The sequence below is a fragment of the Microbacterium sp. JAI119 genome (assembly GCF_013410135.1).
In the GTDB taxonomy this organism is placed as follows: Bacteria; Actinomycetota; Actinomycetes; order Actinomycetales; family Microbacteriaceae; genus Microbacterium; species Microbacterium oxydans.
Window position 1 is genome coordinate 579,507 of the sequence record NZ_JACCCK010000002.1, and the last position, 20,669, is coordinate 600,175.

Consider the following 20,669-nt stretch of genomic DNA (forward strand, 5'->3'; position numbering starts at 1 on the left):
TATCGCGTCGCTCGACGTCATCCGCGGCGTGGCCATCATCGGCACCCTCACGAGCAACATCTGGCTGTTCCGCGCGTTCTTCGGCGAACGGGTCATCGACATCTGGTGGGATGACCTGCTGTCGGCCGCCTCGAACGGCAAGTCCCTCGGGCTCCTGCTCCTCGACGGAGTGCTGAACTACATCTTCGTGGTGCAGTTCGACGTGCTCCGGGCCTATGCGATCCTCGGTTTCGTGGTCGCCTTCGTGCTCCTGCTGCCCGAGAAGCGCCAGTGGATCTTCATCGGGGTCGCACTGACCGCGCACATCACCCTCATGCTCATGCCGCTGTTCACCGCCGATGGCACCTTCATGCTCCCGGGGCTCGTGTTCCCGGGAGACGCGGGCGATTCGAGCGGCCAATCGGGGTACTGGGCGACGGTGCAGGCGAACTCACTGACCGTGTTCTCCGACCTCACCATCGGCACGGACACCGGGTCCATCCTTTCGCTCGGGCTCGTGCTCTTCACGCTGGGCGCGATCCTGTATCGCCACGGGCTGTTCGAACCGCGAGGGGCACGCCTGCGCAGGTGGGTCATGATCATCGGACTCGGCATCGGTCTTCCGCTGGAGCTCACCTTCTTCCTCGCGCAGGACCAGTTCGGGCTCGACCGGTTCCTCTCCGCTCCCTTCGTCGCCTTCGGCATCCTCGCCCTGATGGCCGCGTTCTACCAGAGACACCCCATCGGGTTCGTCGGGCGGCAACTCTCCCTCGTCGGACGGATGGCGTTGAGCTGCTACGTGCTGCAGAACATCCTCGGGAGAGTCGCGCAGCAGCTGATCGGTCACTCGCCGCTGTCGACGACGCTCGACCCACTCGTGGGAACCCTCGTGATGTTCCTCGGCATCGCCGGCATCGTCGTCCTCTTCGCGAACCTCTGGTCCCGCCGGTTCCGGAAAGGACCGCTCGAGTACATCTGGGACGTCAGCTTCCGATTGCTCACTCGCAGGCTGTCCGATCTCACGAAACATGTCGGACCGTGAGACGCAACGCCCTTGGAAAGACGGGCGTCTGATCTGCCGCCGAGGCTGCCTGTTGTCTCACGAAGCGCGTCGGAAAGATCACGCCTCACCCTCAACCTGCCTAATACGTCGGTCGCTCAGTTTCGGTGCAGCGGGTTTTCGGCAGGGTTTCGGTAGGCGCGCGGCCAGCGTGTCGTGTGGTCGACCGGCGGCCCGGGAGTGCTGCCGTAGACGATCGATACTGGTGGGCGTTCATGAGGCTCGGACGATCTGCACAGTCCGAGCGCCGCCGTCCCTCACGCCCCGAGCGTCTGCACGACCTTCTCCGCCGTCTCTTTCGCCGAGCCCGGGTTCTGACCGGTGACGAGATTGCCGTCGATCACGGCGTACGACACGAACGGCAGCTTGGCCTTCTCGTACAGAGCGCCGCGTTCCTTCATCATCTCCTCGGCGTTGTACGGCACGAGCTTGTCGACGCGGGCGAGCACCTCTTCCTGCCAGGCGAAGCCGGTGAGGCGGCGTCCGTCGACGAGCAGCGAGCCGTCAGTGAGCTTCACGTTGAGCAGGCCGCAGTAGCCGTGGCAGACGGACGACACCACGCCGCCACGCTCCCAGATCTCGCGCGTGAGGCGTTGCAGGCCATCGTTGTCGGGGAAGTCGTACATCACGGCGTGACCGCCGGTGTAGTAGATCGCGTCGAAGTCGGCCGCGTCGAGCTCATCGGGGCTGAGTGTGTTCTCGAGCAGCGCCATCTTCGCCGGATCGTTGTGCCAGGCGCGGGCGACCTTGTCATAGTTCGGGAACTTCAGCGAGCGGGGTTCGAGCGGCACGGCGCCACCGTGCGGGCTGACGATCTTCTGCTCATACCCTCGTTCGGCGAACACCTCCCAGGCGTGGGCAAGTTCGCTGAGCCAGAGGCCTGTCTGGTGCTCGGTCGGGTCGTCGTAGTGCGAAACGTTGGTGACGACGTGAAGGATGCGCTTCGTCATGATTCCCCCCTAGGGATCTCAGAGTGCCGCCGTGACGACGGCGAAGGTGGTCCGAACGCGGTTCTCCACGTCGGATTCAGGGTGAGGACGGAACTTCCCGTCAAGGTGCAGGAAGGCGAGGCCGTGCGCCATGCTCCACAGCGCCGTGGAGAGCGCGTCGGCATTGGAGGACGGATACAGCCGCGCGGCGACGCCGGCGAGCAGGTCGTGCAGCGCGGTCGACGCCTGGACACGGTCGGCGTTCTCGGGGTCGCACTCATTCCCGAACATGAGGCGGAATACGGCGGGACGGCGCAGCGCGAAGAACACGTACGCCACGGCGAGGTCTGCCACGACGTCGGGCCCGTCCTCTTCGACGACGGCGCGCAGCTCAGCGCCCATGTCATGGAACCCTTCAACGGCGACCGCGGAGTCGAGGGCCGTCCGGTCGGCGAAGTGTCTGTACGGCGCCGCTGTCGACACCCCGGCGCGACGAGCCACAGCGCGCATCGAGAGCTCTTCGCCCTCTTCGATGCTCTCGATGGCCGCCTCGACGAGTGCCTCACGCAGATTGCCATGGTGGTAGGTGGTCATTCCGCACTCCTCGATGTGAACGGTGCTAACATAACACGTCGACACACGATTGGGGACACATCATGCAGACGATTCTCGGAGCGGGTGGCCAGATCGCGAACGGCCTGGCACGCGCGCTCCACGGCACGGACGAACTGCGACTCGTGAGCCGCAAGCCCCACGCCGTGAACGCCGACGACGCCACGGCATCGGCCGATCTCACGGACGCCACGCAGACGTCCGACGCCACGGTCGGCAGTGACGTGATCTACTTCACCGCAGGCCTGCCCGCTGACACAGAGCTGTGGGAGAAGCAGTTCGAGACGATGCTGCGCAACGCGCTCGACGCCGCCCGGACCGCGGGGGCGAAGTTCGTCTACTTCGACAACACATACATGTACCCGCAGGACGCCCGCGTCCAAACGGAGGACACCCCGTTCGACCCCGATGGGCGCAAAGGCGTCGTCCGCGCACGCATGGCTCAGATGGTGCTCGATGAGATCGACCGCGGCGAGATGCCCACGCTCATCGCCCGGGCCCCGGAGTTCTATGGACCCGAACGCACACAGGGATTCACGAATTCCCTCGTGTTCGACAGAGTGAAGCAGGGTAAGCGCCCACTTATCCCCGTCCGGGCCGACACACGACGTTCCCTCATCTGGACGCCCGACGCGAGCCGCGCGCTCGCCGCGCTCGGCTCGACGCCCGATGCGTACGGTCAGACCTGGCATCTCCCGGTGGACGCCGCACACCCGACATATCGCGAGATCATCGCCACGGCCGACCAGGCGTTCGGAACATCAAAAAAAGCCATCATCCTCCCCAGCTGGGCGCTTCGCGCCGCCGGTCGCATCTCACCCGCGGCCCGGGAGATGGGTGAGTTGTTGCCCCGCTACCACCAGGACAACATCTTCAGCGACGCGAAGTTCCGCACCGCATTCCCTGACTTTCGGGTGACAGCCCTTCGCGACGGCATCGACGCGCTTGCCACAGAGCACTGACCGCATCGCCCCTCTGACGACCACCGCCCCAGTCAGGCCTCACGCGACACGACGACACGCGATCTGAGATTCCGACACTTTTCGTGAGATCGGACACAGGCGCTCGATTGTTCGATCTCACGGGAGTTGTCATGAGTTGAGACACGCGAGACGCGGATTTCCGCAGGAGAGCTCAGCCACCGTGAGAAGCCGTTGTCTCACGAGAGGTGTCAAAAAAGTGAATCGCTGATCCGCGGATGGTCTTCAGCTACCCGAAGCGGGAGTCATCGATCGAGCGCGCCATCGAGTTTGCGCAGGACGGTCTCAGGCAGTGTGCGGCGACCTTCGGGCCTGAGAACCCGAACCTCATTCGTTCGTTCACCCGGGCTGGGAAAGTCCGAAGCGAGAGGCGATGAGTGCTCGGCGGTATGTCTCTTTGAGGCTTGATGAGAGGCGCTCGCTGCTCATGTATTCGAGCGGTCCTTCACGAAAGGGCCGTCGCACGTAGTCCTCGGTCTCCGTTGGCGCGTCCCTGAGGAGTGTCGCGTAGATGCGAGAGCGGTTGGTGCGTCGCTCGACCTGTTGTCGCTGGACATACCCGCCCACGAAGGCCAGAACGCCGCCGACAAGCGCACCGACAGCAAGGCACCGATGGACATGCTACGAAGGTAGAGCCACGGACCGACATCAGACCGATAGCGCTACTGCCCCAGCGAACTTGACGAGCGGGTCCATGCCGCTCACGCCACCGTTACGGCGAGACGCCGGCAGACGCAGACCCCGTGTCGCGGGGCACCATGTCGCGGCTGCCCACGCAATGAAGCAGCGCCGGCACCGTGCCTATCTGCCTAGGCATCGATGTCGAACGCCGCTTCGTACTCCGCTCCGTCGATGTGCTCGTAGACGGTGGTCGGCCGCATACGGCTCCAGTGATGACCAAGGAGTATCGAAAGCCCAAGCGGCCCGATTAGGAACAGGTGCAACCGCCTGACGCCCTTGAGTCTCGATCGCACTTGATTGCGCACCTGCGTCGCGACCGAGTTTGCGATCCCCGGTGTGGCGATCGACGTCGCGTCAATACTTGGTGTGCTGACGACAAGGATCGAGTCAACAGGGAGATCTGATGCACGAATCCAATCGGCCGCATCGTCAGCACCCGGATAGGAGATCTGGAGGACGATTGCGAGATCCTCTCCCTTCCCCACAGGCACCTCTTCGATTTCAAGCGGGAAGGGCTCTGTGGGAGCCTCTGATGTCCACAGCTGCGCGTGTTGCCTAGTCGCCACAGTGAACCCGCGCACGCCTCGGAGCTCGGTTCCAACAAGGAAGCCCACGGCCTGACGCATGAAGCCGGTCACCAGAACGCGACCAGGCTTCAGCGGACGAAAGGTCCCTCTGATGTCCGACGCAAGCTCACCCCAGGTATATGGAGCGTTCGGTCGAACGCGTAACCACGGCGTGCTTCCTTCCATCCTCCCGACACGATCGATCGAAACAGACGACTCTCTGGCGGCCGGATCGTAGTCGACGATGGCCACGGAAACAGTGCCCCACGGTTCTGACCTGATTATGCCCATGTCATCGACCGCTTGTTTGATGGACTGCAGATCAAACATACGTTCGCCTGCGACTACGCGATCGTGCACCCAGGAGAGCCCCAGCTCGATCGCTCGGTCATCACTTTCGAGCCCATTCGCTGTCATGAGAAGTTTGACTTCAGTTCGCAGGTGCTCCGCGTCATACCCCGATTCGATGTAGAAATCGCTTAGAAAATCACCAAGCTCACCAAGGTCGACGTCTGCTTCATGCGCCCACTCCGCTCGGGCCAGTCCGCGCTTCGATCCCGGACCGCCTTGAAGCGCCCGGGGAACGAGGCGGCGGTCACGGCTGTCACGATCTTTCAGAAGAACATCCGCGGAATCGATCTGACGGTTGGTCACGAGCCAAATCTCCACGACGCCGTCCTCGGCCTTGAGCCTGCGATGCGTCGCTATGAGGTTGCGGAGAATCGGCTCTCTCGCGAGGTAGTCAAGGTTGAGTGGTGAGCTTGCGTCAACCGCGTACTTCACCTGCATGTAGCTGTGGGGCGGCGAAGACCGATACAACACGACGTCATCTGCGTTGCCGGCATCGCGTGCTTCGACCCCGACCGCAACGAGCCTGTTCCCAGCGCGGCCAGTGGCATGTTCATGCAGAAGTTGCAGACACGCGCGCCATGCCACGAGCCACTGGTACCGGTCGCCAGCGATCCGCACACCGGTTGCGCTCGGCATTTCTGTCATCATGGCGACTCCTAGTGGAGGTTGAGAGCGACTGAGGAGACGGCGGTCCGGAAGAAGGGGCCTCGCGCCGCGATGCTTGTGTCCGCGCTCACGACACCTTGTATCTGGTCCACCATGAGAACGACGAGCGCAATGGGCGCGCGCACCTGCATTGCGATCGCCTTCAGACTGGCGATGTCAGTCTTGCTTGCAGGCAGCAGTCGCGGATGTGAGTGCCATTCGCCGACGTAACCGAGGTCTGAATCGTCTGTAGCCTTCAGGTAATCCGCCAGTATCCGCGTTGCCGGACTCTCACGCCGCCAGTACCCACTTCGGGTCGCATCTCGATCTCGGACCTCGAGGAAGGAGTCGACTATGACCTCTGGGCCTGCTCGCCACCCTGTCAGGATGCCACCGGTCTCGTGCGGCAAGGACTCACGCGCATGACGCGAGGCCAGCGCAAACGAGGCTCGTGAAGCGCGAACGACCATCCCCTCGTTACGCATAGACATGAACCGCGCCGGCACCGGAGGATGATGGGTCTAACAGGAGTCGAACCGCAAGCCGGGAGGCGACCCCCGCTGCCTCGTTCACGGCGTACGGCGGAGTCATCGAGACCGGATCACCGCAACCTGCTTCGAAGACCAGAGCGTTCGACTTCTCGAGGTCGGCCGCTGGAATCGGGTCGCGGCCTATGGGAGGGATCACATCGGTGCGAACGATTCGACCCTCATCTTGCAAAGATGCACTGATGATATGACTGCCAAGCGTTCGCGCTGCGTCCGCCAGCATTGCTGATGCGGCGCCATCCGCGGTCGCGTCAACGACGAGATCGAACTCGGCGAGCAACTCTGGCACTTCATGTGGCGCGCGCAACGGACGCAGATCGACTTCAACCTCGGTCATGTTTCCGGGCCGCCGCTCCAGCAGGTACTTGATCGCGAACGCCTTTCGCTGCCCGGCCAGCTGCGGTGGTGCGAGATGGCGGACAGAATTTCCCGGGCGGAGTATGTCAGGGTCTCTCACCGTGATGTGCCCGACACCGCTTCTTGCCAGGTAGTCGCAGATGAAGGATCCGATGGCTCCGGCGCCAACGACCAATACCCGCTTGCTGCTAAGCAACGGGGCATCACGTCCACCACGCAGCCCTAACGTAGCGACCGAATTGGATGCGCTCGGCACCGATCTCAGGCTTATGCCATCCGAATTGTACGAAAGCAGCAACGCAATCGCTCCGGCCGCGCCTCCTCTCGAGTAACGGAGCAGAAGTAGGTCAATCGCGCCACGACGGGCTTCTCTTTCGAGCATTGCCACGGCCCTCTGGTCAAGAAGGTCGAGGAGCTCACCCCAACTACGCGGTGGTCGCTCCGGTTCTCCGATGTCTGCCACGTAGCCATAAAGCCGGTGGCGCCGCTGGCTCGCCTTCCTCGGCTTGACGCCTGAGCCGGCCAGTTCGATCCGCGGGCCCTGAACCTTGAAACGGACCAGCCGGTTCAGGAGCAAATCGATCGCTTCGTCATAGATAACCAGCAGGGATTCCTGGATCGGCTCAAAGTACCGTTCGAGATCCATGTCGGGAGCATCAGCAGGCCACCCAAGCGTTGTTGCCTCGAGCCATCGCTCAATGGTCGCGACGAAATCATCAACGTCCAACCATGGAAGACTGCCGCGCCCGGTCTCCGGATACAAACACATGGCGCCGTCAAGCTCTCTGTGCCAAGAGGCCGGAAGGTCCGCCGGGGGAAAGACCCTGGGCGGCGCAAACGGAAAGTCAGCGTCAACGCTAACGATGACGTTATGGCTGATCTCACCGGTGAAGAGTTTCTTCGTCAGCTCTGATCTCGCCACGAGGCGCCAGCCGCGTGACTCGAGTCCTTCAATGAACTCAGTTCGAGTTGCCTCGAGCCGCTCGCCCCAGACGGTCATCCGAAGCGCCGGTCACCGGCCGGGACCATTCGCTCTCCTGCGGTAATCGGACCGGCCAGCGCCTTCTTCTTGCCGTCGTCACCGTAGCCCGCTGGCATGGGAAAGACGGTTTCATCGTCGCCGTTGTCGCCCAGTATGGATTGGTACCCGAGCGCTGAGAGGCCGAGATCGTCCTCGCGGAAGGCCGCCCTCGCAGTTTCGGCAGCAGCTTGAAAACGGTCACGAGCCTTCTCCCACTGAAGGTCGGTAGCACGGAAGCTGGCGTTGTGGCCAAGCATCGTCGGGTCCGGTAATTCACGGCCCCAACTGACCTTGTCTCGAAGGTAGCTCGCGATACCCTCCAAGCCTGTGACGAACGCGTGCGCCTGAGAATCCCATTGCACGGTGCCCCGTGAACAGGCGTCATACAGCGCAAGCTCGACAAAAAGCCCGCCAGGGCGCGAATCGAGGATCGCTCTGCGGGCCTGTCGTAGAAGCTTGACGGTTGGCACGTACACACCATCCATCGCTGCGTTCATCTCGGTCTTCAGATCGGTGAGCTTTTCAGGGTTGGTGCTCTGCCACTCGTCCGAATCCTTCTTCGGGATCTCCCAATAGCCGTCGTAACGTGAGCGAGCCGGCACGGCATCCACGTAGAGGCCGTCGTACTCAGGGAACGTGACCTGCAAGGATCGCGCCTGGCGTCGCACGCGCGGCGCGCCGGAGTCGTCACGGCCATACTCGGCGTTGAGCACCTTGAAGAACGCGTTGAGGACCTCTTGGCCTGACACGTTCGTATCGATCGTGTCCATTCGGCAGAAGACGTCGACGTCCTTCACGCGCCGGATTGACACATCTCGTTTGTACGACCCAATCAGCACCGGCGAAAGCCCCCAGTCCCTAAGGGAATCGGCGGCCGTCAGCGCCTCGCGGACTGACTTATGAGCAAGAGGTGCGTTCTCCTTGTCGGTCGACGAGGGCTCGATCATCGTCAGCGCGGTCGCAAAGCAGTTGCTTAGATTCGCCATGTCACTCCCATCTGTGGGGCATCCCCAGTTCGATAGGAACATGCTAGGGGTGAGGTCCGACATTGGCTTAGTTCCCTGACTGACATCGGGTGTGAGAGGCCGGTCGGCCTCATCGAGACGGAGCCTGGCAGTCTGCGGGGCGATGCTCAATGTTGACGCACCATCCGCCACAGGTGCACGTGCGGTAGCTTCGGAACCATGAGCGACGATGTCCGCGATGACGAATCCTTCTGGCTGAACGCCGGAGTCGATTATGCGTATCGACGGTGGATAAATCCCGCCAAGCTGCTACTGGAAGACATCTACGAGCTCGGGCAGGCCATAGTTCAGCACGGACCTGGCGCAGCAGATGACATCGCCGTGGCTATCGAGTCACGGAACACTAGGCTGATCCGCCACTAGCTGGCGAACCAGCAGGGCGGGGCTGCGCTTCCCGCCGGCGTTTGATTTCGAGCGAGGAGACAGATGCCAAGCGACGTCGGATTCTGGTGGACTTCAACTGGTTGGTGGATTCGTCCAAATACTGCTCGTGATGTCATGAACATCCTGGGCGCGATCGGCGTCTACAACGCCCGTCAGAGCTTCAGTTGGCGCGGTATGTCCAGTGCGGACTACCGTCTCACATCGTCTCTGCAACGGAAGCTCGGGACCGAGACATCGGAGACCGAGATGCGCGCAGCTGAAGTCGAGCTCTTAGCGGCAGCGAGAGACTGGGGCTTGGGAATCGGCCCCGGCGGGTATGTCGATGACCTGCAGCTCCTCGCAGACCTGCAGCACTACGGGATCGCGACCAGGCTACTTGATTTCACGAGCAACCCGATGACGGCCCTCTGGTTTGCCTGCCAGTCACCTAAAGCACCCGGCGCCGCGAGGAGCGGAATTCTCCTCGCGCTCAACACGACAGGCATGCGCCAGATCTCGACCGTCCCCACCGGCCGCAGCTGGGGCTCCCTGCATAACCCCACCGGATCGACTTTGCATGACGCTCTCCAGGACCCGACGCCATTCCTGGTGCGATCCGCTGTCCCCAACGAGCGACTCCGAGCCCAGGAAGGGTTCTTCGTCGCCGGAGCGATTCCCCCTCCTCGCGGGGAAGTGATCGCGTCGCCTTCGGGCACGAGGGACTTCCGCATCCAGAGGATCGACCCGTTCGAGGCGATAGACGTACCGTGGGTGCGCGGAGACTCAGCGAAGCTTGCGGCTAGCCTCAGTGCTGACAGGCAGCGCGGGCATCCATCCGCACTGCCGTTCGTCGCGGTGATCATCAAGGCCGGTTTGAAGAAGAAGCTGCTGCGCTACCTCGAGAACACATACAACCGGACCGCAAAGATCCTGTTCCCCGACTACGCAGGCTTTCTCGAGTTCCGATCCGAACCCGCCGCTCGTGACACCGTCGTAGATTGACCCACCCCTTTGATAGCAGGCTGGCTACGAGGGAAGCATGCTCCGCGTTCAGGTGAGGTCGTGTTGGGTGGTCCGGGTCCTGAGCTGAAAGTCATGACGCTCGTCCCAGATCTCAGCCCGACGTCACGTGAAAGATCCAGCCTGATTCCACCGTCCAGTGGAAAAGATGTCCCGTGTTGCCGTAGAGCCACAGATCCGTCAGAACCTCTGGAGCGCGGAACTCGCCCCAGGTGAAATAGGACGGGGATGTGGGCAGCAAACCGCCACGCGTCCCAGTGGCCGCCATATGGATGAAGAGGTGGGTGCGGGCTGCGCCGTACTCTTCGCGCTCGCGTTCGAGCTTGGCGAGCTTCTTTGCGATGATCGGGTCGTTGGCGAGATAACCGGAAAGCTCGGTCAGATACGGCGCCTCCGCGTTACTGGCGCCGGCGTTTGCGCTCATCACTATGACCCGCGGCGGATCCATCGGTCCAACGACCCCAGCACGCACGACAGGATGAACGTCGAGCATTCCCTCTGTAGTGGCGCCTACACCCACCAGCCGGTTGAGCTCCGCAGCAACCGCTTGAGCCACCTCATTCAGATCAGAGCTCTCCCAGCCGCGCTCGAGATCCAGCTGCCATGCCATGCTGCCTAGGTACTCCCGCTCCACAGCCGCCTCGAACCTTCTCGTGTGTGCCTGCGACCTCTGATACTTCGCGTCGAGCGACCGGGTTACCTCCACTATCTCCACGAGGCCGTCGTTGCGCTGCAAGATGATGTCGGCTGCACCGTTCCGACCGCTTCCGCCGCCAGACTGGTCATCACCCACGACCGGTCGCGCACCGGTGAACGCGTGAAGAAGAAGCGCGGCCACCGGTTCCCCGCTCCCGACCGCAGCAAAGGCATCCTGCGTCTCACGGATGCTTACGGGCGTGGCGTGGCTCAGCGCTTCTGGGAATGACTCGCCACGAGGGCACCATCCTTCGGTCAGAATGCGTGATCGTGCCTCGTCAGAGAAGCTCATTTCCCGGTCCACCCATTGCTAAGCGTGTGCGCCAACTGGCGCGCCCCTAACATAGTTCGGCCAAGCTCAGCCGGTAGGCGAAGGCCTCCTCGTCGAGCGCGCCGCCCGAGCCCCGCCGTTCCTGCAGCTAGCTCCCGCTTTCGGGGACCTTGACGGTTCGCCCGGCGCGCGAACGCGAGTTCCATCAAACCGTGGCGGTACGGTCCGGTTTGTGGGTCACCTAACTCAGCCCGCCGAGTTGATGCGGGGCCTTTGGCGTCATGGTTTCCGCGAGCGTGCTGTGCGACGAGTCAGACCTGCAAAGCCGACTCGATGCTTCCTAGAAGCTCGTTCAAGAGCTCGCGTCTGTTGGGATCGAAAATCTCGCGATCAGCACTCAAATTCGCGACCCGCTGAGCCACTGCAACCTTGTCGGGCGAGGCTACTCCGTTCGCTGTCGCCCATAGTTCAACCGCTTTCGTACGCAGGCTCTCGGGGAGCGCGCTCCCGTCGAGTTGAGTCTTGGTCGCCGACCAGCAGTCAGCCTCTTCCACGACGCACTGAGCGTATACATCCGGGTGGATCAGGTCCTCAAGCTCGAGTGCGCCAGCGCCATCTGTCTCGTTCAACACGAGCACACGGCTGGGGTCCACTCCAGCCCTGAGGAGTTTCTTCCGGTTCTCCAATCCGCCGGGATCGCCATCCACGATGAAGGCAACCTGTCCTGCCTGGGACACAAGCTCCGCCACGCGCACCGAGGCAACGCTAGACAGCCCTGGGACAATCTGAAACTTGATCCGCTCACGGCCAGCGGCTTGCCGAAGCAGGGTGGGCAAGAGGATCGCCTCGCAGGGCCCCTCTCCGATCAGCGCGTGACGAGCAGGCGTGAACGTCGCCGCGACAGCGCCCATGCTCTTGAGCAACGGCGAGAATCCGGCACCTGCCTCCCAGAACCCATTGCGCAGCAACGATGCGCCCGCGTCGATTGGTTCCACTACGCGCACTCCGTTGCCAAGATCGTGCGGAAGGCAGCCGAATGAATGCGTCGTGTACAGCACCTTCGATGTGTACTCTTGTCGCGCAAGGACCCCGACGAGGTCGGCTTGCGCGTCGTAGTGAAGGTGAGTCTCGATCTCATCCGCAAGCAAGATCGGACGACCGCGACCACCATGGGTGAACGCGAGCAACGCAGCGAACCATCGCAGTCCATCACTCCGATCCGCAAGGCTCGAGTACCCCTTGTCGTTCGGTGTCGTCACTTGAACGACCAGAAGGCCATTCTGAACATCGATCTGCAGAGCGATTTTCTCCTGGTTCCAGCTCTCCGCGTAGACCTCTCGTAAGCGATCATTCGCATGCATCCGGCGGGTTGAAACATCGGCGTAGTTGGCGTCTCGTACTTCCTGGCGCAGTGCGACGAGATCGAGTTGAGCCAGCCGCGCAAGGTGTGCCAGAGCCGGGCTCGGTTGGTCTGCTTCGGACTCGAGGTCGTACTCGGATCGTAGATTGTGGTCCTCTGGCCCCAGGAGCCGCATTTCGGGAAGGCGGGCGAGAAGTACGGCCGCTGCAACGGCGGCCGGTTCGGGTTCCGCCGCTTCTTGGACACTCGCTCTCAGGCCCGCGACGAGGCTACGCAGCTTATCCGGCCATACCGAAATAGCTTCGTTCGGGAAGGCAGCGGCGTCGATTGCTCCTGCCTCTAGGACCCCCGCAGCCCCCTCTGCAGAGTCAGCAATGACGTCCAAACTCCCCACGGCCGTCGGTATCTCACCGTCCGCGAGAGTCGCGATGACGCTGTCGATCAAGTCAAGGTCAACCGCGACATACTCAGCCATCCTCTCGAGAGCAGGCCTCAACTCGCCCATCAAATCGCCGAGATGCACCCGAGGCACTGGATCCCTGCTCGGCCTCGACGGATGGAAATCGATCACTCGCCCGTCAGCGCCCATCTTCGAGACGATGATCTTCTCCACATCGCCACCACCGCGGATGTGCGCAATTGCTTGCCTGTCTTCGTCCTCCAGTTGGAGTTGCCAGCGGAGAGAAGGAACCGTATCAATCGATCGTCTCGGGTGTTCGGAGCGATCGAACGGCTCGTCGTGGTTCAGGTGGGTGAGCGCCCGTAGCAACGAGCTCTTCCCGGCTTCGTTCGGCCCGACGAACGCAATCAGGTCGCTATGCAGCTTGACTGACGTCGGCGCAAGGAAACGGCGATATCCCTCGAGCGTGAACGTGATGAGTTTCATGACGCGTACCGGCGTGCCTCTCGGTATGGAATGTCCTCCCGAATCTAGCGCCCACACGCCGAATCATGCCCACTCTTCTGGAACGAACGAGCGCGCGTCTCTTCGAAACAGATGAGCAAACGGCATGGTCACCGTCGCAGGCAAGTACGTGCCGTGTCTGACCGATTGCACGCGGCCCATCGGGGCGCGGAGCCTCCACGTCGCGTATCCCTCTCTTGATCCTTGTGCTCGTGATGGACAGCGATTTCGTTGACGGGCGGCTAGAGAGCTCGGCCAAACACCGCCTCCGGTGAGAGGGCATTCGGATCCTGGCGGTAGCGCGCGAGGATGTGGACGAATGAGCGTTCGTCCCGGAGGCCGACTCCACTCAGGATCGCTGCCTCAGCGGCCTGCTGATCGACTGTTTCGTACGTCATCGTGTGATCGAAGTAGAAGTCCTCATAGAGCCCGGCGTTGAGATGGAACTTTCCAGTATTTTGCACGTAGGTGTACAGGCGCTTCTGGTCACTCTCTAACGCAACCCAGACAGGCACGCCGTCAGGGTTCCTCACTAGGTAGAGATTCATCGTCATCACCTCCCTTTTACATCTTGCTCCATCCGGACGGGTGCAGGAGGTCGCTCGAGCGACGATTCGACGCGGAGCGACGTGTCCGCAACGGTGTCCGTGGGGTGATCGCCTAAGTACTCCGATGAGACTTTCTACAGGAAGATGAGATTTCTACAGATCCGGTGAGACAGGACATCGATGCCTGCGCTCAAGATTCCGTGATCAAACCGTTGCATTCGTTACCTCGCCGTTATACAGTGATCGCACGGTGAATGTTTGCTGTGGCATCCACCGCATGTGATTGCAGGACACTCTTGGTGCAAGGGACAAGGGCCGGTCGGGAGCCTCTCCGACCGGCCCTTTACTGTTCGCACTATTCTGTGAGGATGACCGATCGCAAGCTCGCCCTGGAGGCCTGGGAGAGCCTGTTCCGCGCGCAGCACGAGCTGTTCACCGAGATGATGGGCGACTTCGAGCACAGCGATATCGCGCAGGCCGAGTACGACGTGCTGCTCACCGTCACCCGCTCCCCCGACCTCACAGCGCGGCTGCGGGACATCACGGCGAATATGCTCATCAGCCAACCCAGCGTCTCGCGACTGGTCGACCGCATGGTCGCGCGCGGTCTCGTGGCGAAGTGCCCCGACCCCGACGACGGTCGCGGCGCCCTGATCCGCGCGACGGACGAGGGGGCACGGGCCTTCCGCTCGCTCGCCACTGTGCACGGACGCTCGATCGCCGAGCGCATGTCCCGCCTCGACGACGACGAGCTCCGCGCCCTGCGCGACCTCGCGGAGAAGCTCCGCAAGGGCTGACGTCCGACTCTCCTCCACAGCTTCTCTGGGGAGGATGAGTTCCCCATGGGGCACGGGAGATGACGTCCGCCGCGGCGACGCCGGGCGCTTTTCTGGCAGGGTGGGGGCGAAGGCGCGCATCACGGCGCGCCCGAGACCGCCCCCTCGGGGGGAATCAGGGAGGTCATCCATGGAGATCGCCGGAATCGTCGGCATCCTCGTCATCGTCGGAATCGCCGTCGTCGTCGCCGTCGTCCTACTGCTCGTCCTGCTGCTGTTCGCGCGCAGCTGGATCAAAGTCGCTCGCGCCGACGAGGCACTCGTCATCTCGGGACGCAAGCAGAAGGTGCAGACGGCCGTGCTCTCGGCCGACGGCTCGAGCAGGTCCGAGATGTCGGAGTCGCCGGTCACCGTGATCGTGAACGGCAAGTCGCTCGTGAACCCGATCACGCAGCGTCACGAGATCATCTCGCTGCGTTCACGTCAGGTCTCCCTGAACGCCGAAGCGCAGTCGCTCGACAGCGTGACCCTGAACGTCGACGGTGTCGCGATCGTGAAGATCGGATCCGACCCGATCCTGGTCCGCCGCGCAGCCGAACGATTCGCCTCGCAGGACAAGGCCATCGAGCAGTTCACCACCGAGCAGCTCGAAGGTGCGCTCCGCGGTATCGTCGCCACCCTGTCGGTCGTCGAGCTGATGCGCGAGCGCAAGAAGTTCTCGGACCAGATCGCGGCAGACGTCTCGCAGGAGCTCGCCGAGCAGGGGCTGATCCTCGACTCGTTCCAGATCAAGGGCATCACCGACAAGGTGGGTTACATCCAGTCGCTCGGCGCTCCCGAGATCCAGGCGAAGCGCCAGTCCGCCGAGATCTCGCAGACCAACGCCGACCGCGCGATCAACCAGAAGAACATCGCCAACCAGGAAGCGAACCTGATCGAGCAGACCGCGCTCGACACCAACACCGCCAACGCGGACTCCGGCATCGGCCGGGCGCGCGCCGAAGCCGAGCAGGCCGAGGCACTCGCCCGCGCGCAGGCCGAGCAGGCGGTGCTGCAGCAGCAGGCCGAGAACAAGCAGGCACAGCTCGACGCCGACGTGAAGCGCGTCGCCGACGCCCAGCGCTACGAGGCGGAGACCCGCGCCCAGGCCGAGCTCTACACACGCGAGCGCTCGGCCGAAGCCGCCGCGATCGAGCAGGTCAAGCAGGCCGAGGCCCGCACGCGCATCGCCGAACAGCAGGCCCAGGCCGACAAGGCCCGCGCCGAGGGTGAAGCAGCAGCGGCGATCGCGAAGGCCAGCGGTGAGGCGAATGCCCTCCGAGCCCAGGCCGAGGCCGAAGCAGAAGCCCGCCGCCTCCGCGCCAGCGCCGAGGCCGACGCGATCCGTGCCGAGGGTGACGCCCGTGCGGCAGCCCTGGAGGCGGAGGCCAAGGCCATCGCCTCGAACCAGGACGCATTCCTCTCGCAGCGCGTCCTCGAGGTGCTGCCGTCGATCATGGCCGAGTTCTCGAAGGGCTATGCGGCGATCGGCAACGTGTCGATCATCGGCAGCTCCGGCGAAGACGGCGCATCCACCGTCGTGGGCGCCGACAGCGCCAAGGCGCTGGCCTCGGTGTTCGACAGCGTCCACTCGGCTACGGGGCTCGACCTGGCCGGCATCATCCAGGGTCAGGCCGTGGGCCGCGGCTTCGGCGCAGGAGTCGCAGAGGCTTCGGCGGCCGCGCCCACGCCGCGCGTCGCGACGCCGACCACGCCACCGCCGCCCGCGCCGCCCGCGGAGTAATCGGCGCATGACGGCGGATGCCGCGATCGATTCGGTCGCGGCATCCGCCGTTTCTCCGACCGGGCAGACTGGACGGATGACGCGCGCCGCCTTCGACATCGCCACGATCGGCGCCGGCCTGTCGTTCGCCGGCGCCGTCGAGGAGCTCTCCGCCGCCCTCGACACGAGTTCATCCGTGGTGGTGACCGCACCACCGGGCACGGGCAAGACCACCCTGGTGCCTCCGCTCCTCGCCTCGCGAACCCCCGGTCGGGTGGTCGTCACCCAACCGCGCCGGGTGGCCGCACGCGCGGCCGCTCGCCGACTCGCGCAGCTCGACGGCTCGCCTCTCGGCGGGCGCGTGGGATTCACCGTCCGCGGCGAGCGCTCCGCGGGAGCCGACACGAAAGTCGAGTTCGTCACGGCGGGGGTCCTCCTGCGACGGATGCTCGACGACCCGGGACTCGACGGCGTGGGCGCGGTCATCATCGACGAGGTGCACGAGCGCGCCATCGAGACCGACCTCCTCGTCGGTCTGCTCTCCGAGGTGCGCGAGCTGCGGGACGACCTGACGGTCGTGGCGATGTCGGCCACCCTCGACGCCGCCCGGATCGCCGCCGTCATCGGAACCGACGAGTCCCCTGCGCCGGTCGTCGACCACGACGTCCCGGCCTTCCCCCTCACCGAGCGATGGGCTCCGAGTCCCGTGCCCCGCATCGACGAACGGGGAGTCACCCGGGGGTTCCTCGACCACGTCGCGAGCATCACCGCATCCGCAGCCGCCGAACTGGTCCGCGAAGACCCGGAAGCCGATGTGCTGGTCTTCGCCCCCGGCGCTGGTGAGGTGTCGGAGATCGCGCGACGCGTCCGCTCCCTCAGCGACGCCTTCGACGTGCGCGAGTTGCACGGGCGGATCGCCCCGGCGGAACAGGACGCCGTGATCCGCGGCCGCGCGCCGCGCGAGGTCGCCCGCATCATCGTCACCACCTCCCTGGCCGAGTCATCTCTCACCGTGCCGGGTGTACGGCTGGTCGTGGACACCTGCCTGTCGCGGCAGCCCCAGCGTGACGCGGCCCGTGGCATGACGGGTCTGGTCACCACCGCCGCCTCACGCTCCTCGTGCGTGCAGCGTGCCGGACGCGCCACCCGGCAGGGCCCCGGCGCCGTGATCCGCTGCGTCGACGAGCGCACTTACGCCGCGGCTCCCGCTCGTCCGTCGCCGGAGATCGCCACGGCCGACCTCGCCGACGCCGCCCTCCTCCTCGCCTGCTGGGGCGCACCGGGTGGCGCGGGTCTGCGCATGATCGAACCGCTGCGAGCCGACAGCCTCGCCGACGCCGTGGCCGTGCTCCGCGGACTCGGCGCGATCGACGACGACGGTCGCGCCACGGCAGACGGCCGAGTGCTGGCACGTATCCCGACCGACCCGCGACTGGCCAGGGCGCTGCGGGACGGCAGTCCCGTGGTGGGGAACCGACTCGCCGCTGAGGTGGTCGCGCTTCTGAGCGGAGACCAGCGCGTCCCCGACGCCGACGTCGCCCACGCTCTCATCGCACTGCGCGGAAGTCGGACCCCCGACGCTCGCCGTTGGCACGAGGACGCGCGTCGCCTGGAGCGGATGGTCGATCCGACGCCGGACACGCGTTCGGGCCTCGAGGGAGTGGGTCTCGTGATCGCGCTGGCCTTCCCTGACCGTGTCGCCCACCGCGTCGAGCGCTCGGAGTCGGGCGCGACCTTCCTGCTGGCTTCGGGCACCCGGGCCGGGGTCACCGGTCCGCTCGCCGCCGTGGAGTGGCTGGCCGTGGCCGACGTCACCCGGGCCTCATCGCGGGCGGCGGCGGGCTCCGGCGCGGTCATCCGATCGGCGGCGGTGCTGACGGAGGGGCAGATGGAGAGCGCGGCCAGCCACCTGATGACAGACCGCATCGAGGCCGAGTTCGTCGGAGGTCGCGTGCAGGCCCGCCGTGAGCGCCGAATCGGGGCGATCGTCCGCTCATCGGTGCCGGTGCGGGCGGCGGCGTCGGAAGGCCGGGATGCAGTGGAGCGGGCGCTCCGACGCGACGGACTCGGCATGTTCACCTGGTCCGAGAGTGCGGATGCCCTGCGCCGCCGACTCGCGCTGCTGCGACGCGAGCTCGGCGAACCCTGGCCCGACGTGTCGGACTCGGGGCTGCTCGAATCGCTCGACACGTGGCTGGCGACGGAGCTCGATGCCCTCGCGTCCGGCGCCCCCGCCAGCCGGCTGGATCTCACGTCCGCCCTTCGCCGTCTGCTGCCCTGGCCGGAAGCCGTGCACCTGGATACGCTCGCCCCGGAACGGCTCGCCGTGCCCAGCGGGTCCCGGGTGCGCATCACCTACCCGGAGCCCGACGGCGACGCGACCGCACGCCCCGTCGTGGCAGTGAAGCTGCAGGAGTGCTTCGGCTGGGCGGAGACGCCGCGGCTGGTGGACGGACGCGTTCTCGTGCTCTTCCACCTGCTGTCCCCGGCGGGGCGGCCGCTCGCCGTCACAGACGACCTCGCCTCCTTCTGGTCCGGTCCCTACGCCCAGGTGCGCGCCGAGATGCGCGGCCGCTACCCCCTGCACCCATGGCCCGAAGATCCGTGGGCAGCGGCGCCGACCAAGCACACCAAGAACCGCGCCGCACGCTGACCCGCACCCCCGAGCCGGTCTCAGCGAGTTCGCCGCCGCAGCGTGAGGGCGGCAAGCGCCAGGGCCCCGACGGCGAACGCCACGACGATGAGCAGCGGACCGAACACGTCCGCGCCCTCGTCGCCCGCCGCGACCGCGTTGATCGTGTCGATCGCGTAGCTGAGCGGCAGCCAGTCGGAGATAGCGTGCAGCACATCGGGCATCTGGTCTCGGGGCATGAACAGACCGCCGAGGATGATCTGCGGGAACACCAGCAGCGGCATGAACTGCACGGCCTGAAACTCGGTCTGGGCGAGCGCGCTCGCCAGCAGCCCGAGCGCCGTGCCGAGCAGAGCATCGACAACCGCGACGAGGCCGAGCTGCCACAGCGGCCCGTCGACGTCGAGGCCGCACACCGCGACCGCGAACGACACCGTGATCACCGCCTGCAGCAGGGCCATCAGCCCGAACGCGAGTGCGTAGCCGAGGATGAAGTCGGCCTTCTCGAGTGGCGTGGTCATCAGCCGTTCGAGCGTGCCGGAACGGCGCTCGCGCAGGGTGGTGATCGATGTGATGAGGAACATCACGATGAACGGGAACAGCGCCAGGATCGCACCGCCGAACTGGTCGAACACACCGTCCTGCTCGCTGAACAGCCAGGCGAAGAGACCGACGAGCAGGCTCGGGGCGATGAGCATCAGGGCGATCGACCGCGGGTCGTGCCGCAGCTGCGTGAGCACGCGCCCGGCGGTCGCGAACAGCCGACGGCCGTTCATCCCTCGACCTCCTCATCCCGCTCGTGCGCCTCTCGCCGCGCCCGCCTGGTGGTCGCGGCGCCGGCCGCGCTGTCGCGCTCGATCAGAGCGAGGAACGCGGCTTCGGCGTCGCTCGTGCCGGTGTCGGCGAGCAGCGACGATGGTGTCGTGTCGGCGATGATCCGCCCTTCCCGCATCAGGAGCAGCCGGTCGCAGCGCACAGCCTCGTCCATCACGTGGCTCGAGACGATGAGTGTGACGCCCCGGTCGGCAAGGCGGCGGAACAGGCTCCACAGCTCGGCACGCAGCACAGGGTCGAGGCCGACCGTAGGCTCGTCCAACACGATGAGCTCCGGGGCGCCGATCAGTGCGACCGCGAGCGACACCCGCGTCGCCTGGCCACCGCTCAGCGAATCGACGAGCTGCGCCGCCTGCGCGCCGAGACCGACCTCCTGGATGACCCGGTCGACATCGCCCTTCGGCGCTTTCAGGAGCGAGGCGAAGTAGGTGAGATTCTGCCGCACGCTGAGATCGCCGTAGACCGAGGCGCCCTGCGTGCCGTACGCGACACGATGCCGCAGCTGGCGGGAACCGCCCGGCTCACCGAGAACGGTCACGTCGCCCGACGCGATCCGCTGCACCCCGACGATCGACCGCATGAGCGTGGTCTTGCCGCACCCCGAGGGACCCAGCAGCCCCGTGATCTGGCCGCGGGGCACGGCGAGGTCGATGCCGTCGAACACACGAACGGCCCCGCGCCGCACGCGCAGCTGCGTGATCTCGACGGCAGCATTATTCATCATGCGATGAATTATGCGCCTCCCGCTC

Annotated in this window: 18 protein-coding genes; 7 read left to right on the plus strand and 11 right to left on the minus strand. The window is 64.9% G+C overall.

Annotated elements, in window-relative coordinates:
• The first annotated feature begins 28 nt into the window (after positions 1-28).
• Entirely contained in the window at positions 29-1,021 is a 993-nt protein-coding gene (locus HDC31_RS13770; RefSeq protein WP_113681770.1) for a DUF418 domain-containing protein, read from the plus strand.
• Between the two features lie 275 nt (positions 1,022-1,296).
• On the opposite strand, the gene HDC31_RS13775 is transcribed toward HDC31_RS13770, so the two are convergent.
• Positions 1,297-1,989, minus strand: coding sequence for a type 1 glutamine amidotransferase domain-containing protein (locus HDC31_RS13775; RefSeq protein WP_113681769.1), 693 nt, complete (start codon positions 1,987-1,989; stop codon positions 1,297-1,299).
• Positions 1,990-2,007: 18 nt separating this feature from the next.
• Entirely contained in the window at positions 2,008-2,562 is a 555-nt protein-coding gene (locus HDC31_RS13780) for a TetR/AcrR family transcriptional regulator (protein WP_061015560.1), read from the minus strand.
• A gap of 62 nt (positions 2,563-2,624) precedes the next feature.
• Between HDC31_RS13780 and HDC31_RS13785 the strand changes: the two genes are divergently transcribed.
• Entirely contained in the window at positions 2,625-3,542 is a 918-nt protein-coding gene (locus tag HDC31_RS13785; protein WP_113681768.1) for an NAD-dependent epimerase/dehydratase family protein, read from the plus strand.
• Positions 3,543-4,369: 827 nt separating this feature from the next.
• Here HDC31_RS13785 and HDC31_RS13790 read toward each other — a convergent pair.
• From HDC31_RS13790 to HDC31_RS13805, 4 genes are read right to left on the minus strand one after another with little or no spacing between them, the layout of a single operon-like run.
• Positions 4,370-5,806 (minus strand): SAVED domain-containing protein, encoded by a 1,437-nt coding sequence (locus HDC31_RS13790; protein ID WP_113681767.1) that lies wholly within the window; start codon positions 5,804-5,806, stop codon positions 4,370-4,372.
• An 8-nt stretch (positions 5,807-5,814) separates the two neighbouring features.
• A complete protein-coding gene (locus HDC31_RS20605) occupies positions 5,815-6,294 on the minus strand; it encodes a Mov34/MPN/PAD-1 family protein (RefSeq protein WP_147251389.1) in 480 nt (159 codons plus the stop codon).
• On the minus strand, positions 6,281-7,708 hold the full coding sequence (locus HDC31_RS13800; RefSeq protein ID WP_113681765.1) for a ThiF family adenylyltransferase: 1,428 nt from the start codon (positions 7,706-7,708) through the stop codon (positions 6,281-6,283). The genes HDC31_RS20605 and HDC31_RS13800 overlap by 14 nt, the downstream gene beginning before the upstream one ends.
• Entirely contained in the window at positions 7,705-8,715 is a 1,011-nt protein-coding gene (locus tag HDC31_RS13805; RefSeq protein WP_113681764.1) for a nucleotidyltransferase, read from the minus strand. The genes HDC31_RS13800 and HDC31_RS13805 overlap by 4 nt, the downstream gene beginning before the upstream one ends.
• Positions 8,716-8,913: 198 nt before the next feature.
• On the opposite strand from HDC31_RS13805, the gene HDC31_RS13810 reads away from it, so the two are divergent.
• On the plus strand, positions 8,914-9,117 hold the full coding sequence (locus HDC31_RS13810) for a hypothetical protein (RefSeq protein WP_113681763.1): 204 nt from the start codon (positions 8,914-8,916) through the stop codon (positions 9,115-9,117).
• A gap of 63 nt (positions 9,118-9,180) precedes the next feature.
• The gene (locus HDC31_RS13815) at positions 9,181-10,119 is read left to right on the plus strand and encodes an FRG domain-containing protein (protein WP_113681762.1); all 939 of its coding nucleotides are present in this window, start codon (positions 9,181-9,183) and stop codon (positions 10,117-10,119) included.
• A 112-nt stretch (positions 10,120-10,231) separates the two neighbouring features.
• Here the strand turns inward: HDC31_RS13815 and HDC31_RS13820 are convergent, their stop codons facing one another.
• The 3 genes from HDC31_RS13820 to HDC31_RS13830 form a co-directional block, all read right to left on the minus strand.
• A complete protein-coding gene (locus tag HDC31_RS13820; RefSeq protein WP_179516216.1) occupies positions 10,232-11,125 on the minus strand; it encodes a hypothetical protein in 894 nt (297 codons plus the stop codon).
• Positions 11,126-11,415: 290 nt separating this feature from the next.
• Positions 11,416-13,350, minus strand: coding sequence for an AAA family ATPase (locus HDC31_RS13825; RefSeq protein WP_113681760.1), 1,935 nt, complete (start codon positions 13,348-13,350; stop codon positions 11,416-11,418).
• Positions 13,351-13,610: 260 nt separating this feature from the next.
• Positions 13,611-13,922: a hypothetical protein gene (locus HDC31_RS13830; protein WP_113681759.1), complete on the minus strand. Its 312-nt coding sequence runs from the start codon at positions 13,920-13,922 to the stop codon at positions 13,611-13,613.
• A gap of 362 nt (positions 13,923-14,284) precedes the next feature.
• Between HDC31_RS13830 and HDC31_RS13835 the strand changes: the two genes are divergently transcribed.
• From HDC31_RS13835 to hrpB, 3 genes are all read left to right on the plus strand, one after another.
• The gene (locus HDC31_RS13835) at positions 14,285-14,713 is read left to right on the plus strand and encodes a MarR family winged helix-turn-helix transcriptional regulator (RefSeq protein WP_045264204.1); all 429 of its coding nucleotides are present in this window, start codon (positions 14,285-14,287) and stop codon (positions 14,711-14,713) included.
• Between the two features lie 169 nt (positions 14,714-14,882).
• Entirely contained in the window at positions 14,883-16,475 is a 1,593-nt protein-coding gene (locus HDC31_RS13840; RefSeq protein WP_046746700.1) for a flotillin family protein, read from the plus strand.
• A 76-nt stretch (positions 16,476-16,551) separates the two neighbouring features.
• A complete protein-coding gene (gene hrpB / locus HDC31_RS13845; protein WP_179516217.1) occupies positions 16,552-19,107 on the plus strand; it encodes an ATP-dependent helicase HrpB in 2,556 nt (851 codons plus the stop codon).
• Between the two features lie 20 nt (positions 19,108-19,127).
• On the opposite strand, the gene HDC31_RS13850 is transcribed toward hrpB, so the two are convergent.
• Both HDC31_RS13850 and HDC31_RS13855 read right to left on the minus strand, forming a co-directional pair.
• Complete coding sequence (locus HDC31_RS13850; protein WP_179516218.1) at positions 19,128-19,862, minus strand: ABC transporter permease; 735 nt, start codon at positions 19,860-19,862, stop codon at positions 19,128-19,130.
• Complete coding sequence (locus HDC31_RS13855; RefSeq protein WP_218867781.1) at positions 19,859-20,644, minus strand: ABC transporter ATP-binding protein; 786 nt, start codon at positions 20,642-20,644, stop codon at positions 19,859-19,861. Before HDC31_RS13855 ends, HDC31_RS13850 begins: the two co-directional genes overlap by 4 nt.
• Positions 20,645-20,669 lie beyond the last annotated feature (25 nt).

Excerpts from the sequence above, each read along its gene's own strand:
- HDC31_RS13775 (WP_113681769.1), bottom strand. The coding sequence starts at position 1,989 with ATGACGAAGCGCATCCTTCACGTCGTCACCAACGTTTCGCACTACGAC.
- HDC31_RS13780 (WP_061015560.1), bottom strand. The coding sequence starts at position 2,562 with ATGACCACCTACCACCATGGCAATCTGCGTGAGGCACTCGTCGAGGCG.
- HDC31_RS13785 (WP_113681768.1), top strand. The coding sequence starts at position 2,625 with ATGCAGACGATTCTCGGAGCGGGTGGCCAGATCGCGAACGGCCTGGCA.
- HDC31_RS13790 (WP_113681767.1), bottom strand. The coding sequence starts at position 5,806 with ATGATGACAGAAATGCCGAGCGCAACCGGTGTGCGGATCGCTGGCGAC.
- HDC31_RS20605 (WP_147251389.1), bottom strand. The coding sequence starts at position 6,294 with ATGTCTATGCGTAACGAGGGGATGGTCGTTCGCGCTTCACGAGCCTCG.
- HDC31_RS13800 (WP_113681765.1), bottom strand. The coding sequence starts at position 7,708 with ATGACCGTCTGGGGCGAGCGGCTCGAGGCAACTCGAACTGAGTTCATT.
- HDC31_RS13805 (WP_113681764.1), bottom strand. The coding sequence starts at position 8,715 with ATGGCGAATCTAAGCAACTGCTTTGCGACCGCGCTGACGATGATCGAG.
- HDC31_RS13810 (WP_113681763.1), top strand. The coding sequence starts at position 8,914 with ATGAGCGACGATGTCCGCGATGACGAATCCTTCTGGCTGAACGCCGGA.
- HDC31_RS13815 (WP_113681762.1), top strand. The coding sequence starts at position 9,181 with ATGCCAAGCGACGTCGGATTCTGGTGGACTTCAACTGGTTGGTGGATT.
- HDC31_RS13820 (WP_179516216.1), bottom strand. The coding sequence starts at position 11,125 with ATGAGCTTCTCTGACGAGGCACGATCACGCATTCTGACCGAAGGATGG.
- HDC31_RS13825 (WP_113681760.1), bottom strand. The coding sequence starts at position 13,350 with ATGAAACTCATCACGTTCACGCTCGAGGGATATCGCCGTTTCCTTGCG.
- HDC31_RS13830 (WP_113681759.1), bottom strand. The coding sequence starts at position 13,922 with ATGACGATGAATCTCTACCTAGTGAGGAACCCTGACGGCGTGCCTGTC.
- HDC31_RS13835 (WP_045264204.1), top strand. The coding sequence starts at position 14,285 with ATGACCGATCGCAAGCTCGCCCTGGAGGCCTGGGAGAGCCTGTTCCGC.
- HDC31_RS13840 (WP_046746700.1), top strand. The coding sequence starts at position 14,883 with ATGGAGATCGCCGGAATCGTCGGCATCCTCGTCATCGTCGGAATCGCC.
- hrpB (WP_179516217.1), top strand. The coding sequence starts at position 16,552 with ATGACGCGCGCCGCCTTCGACATCGCCACGATCGGCGCCGGCCTGTCG.
- HDC31_RS13850 (WP_179516218.1), bottom strand. The coding sequence starts at position 19,862 with ATGAACGGCCGTCGGCTGTTCGCGACCGCCGGGCGCGTGCTCACGCAG.
- HDC31_RS13855 (WP_218867781.1), bottom strand. The coding sequence starts at position 20,644 with ATGATGAATAATGCTGCCGTCGAGATCACGCAGCTGCGCGTGCGGCGC.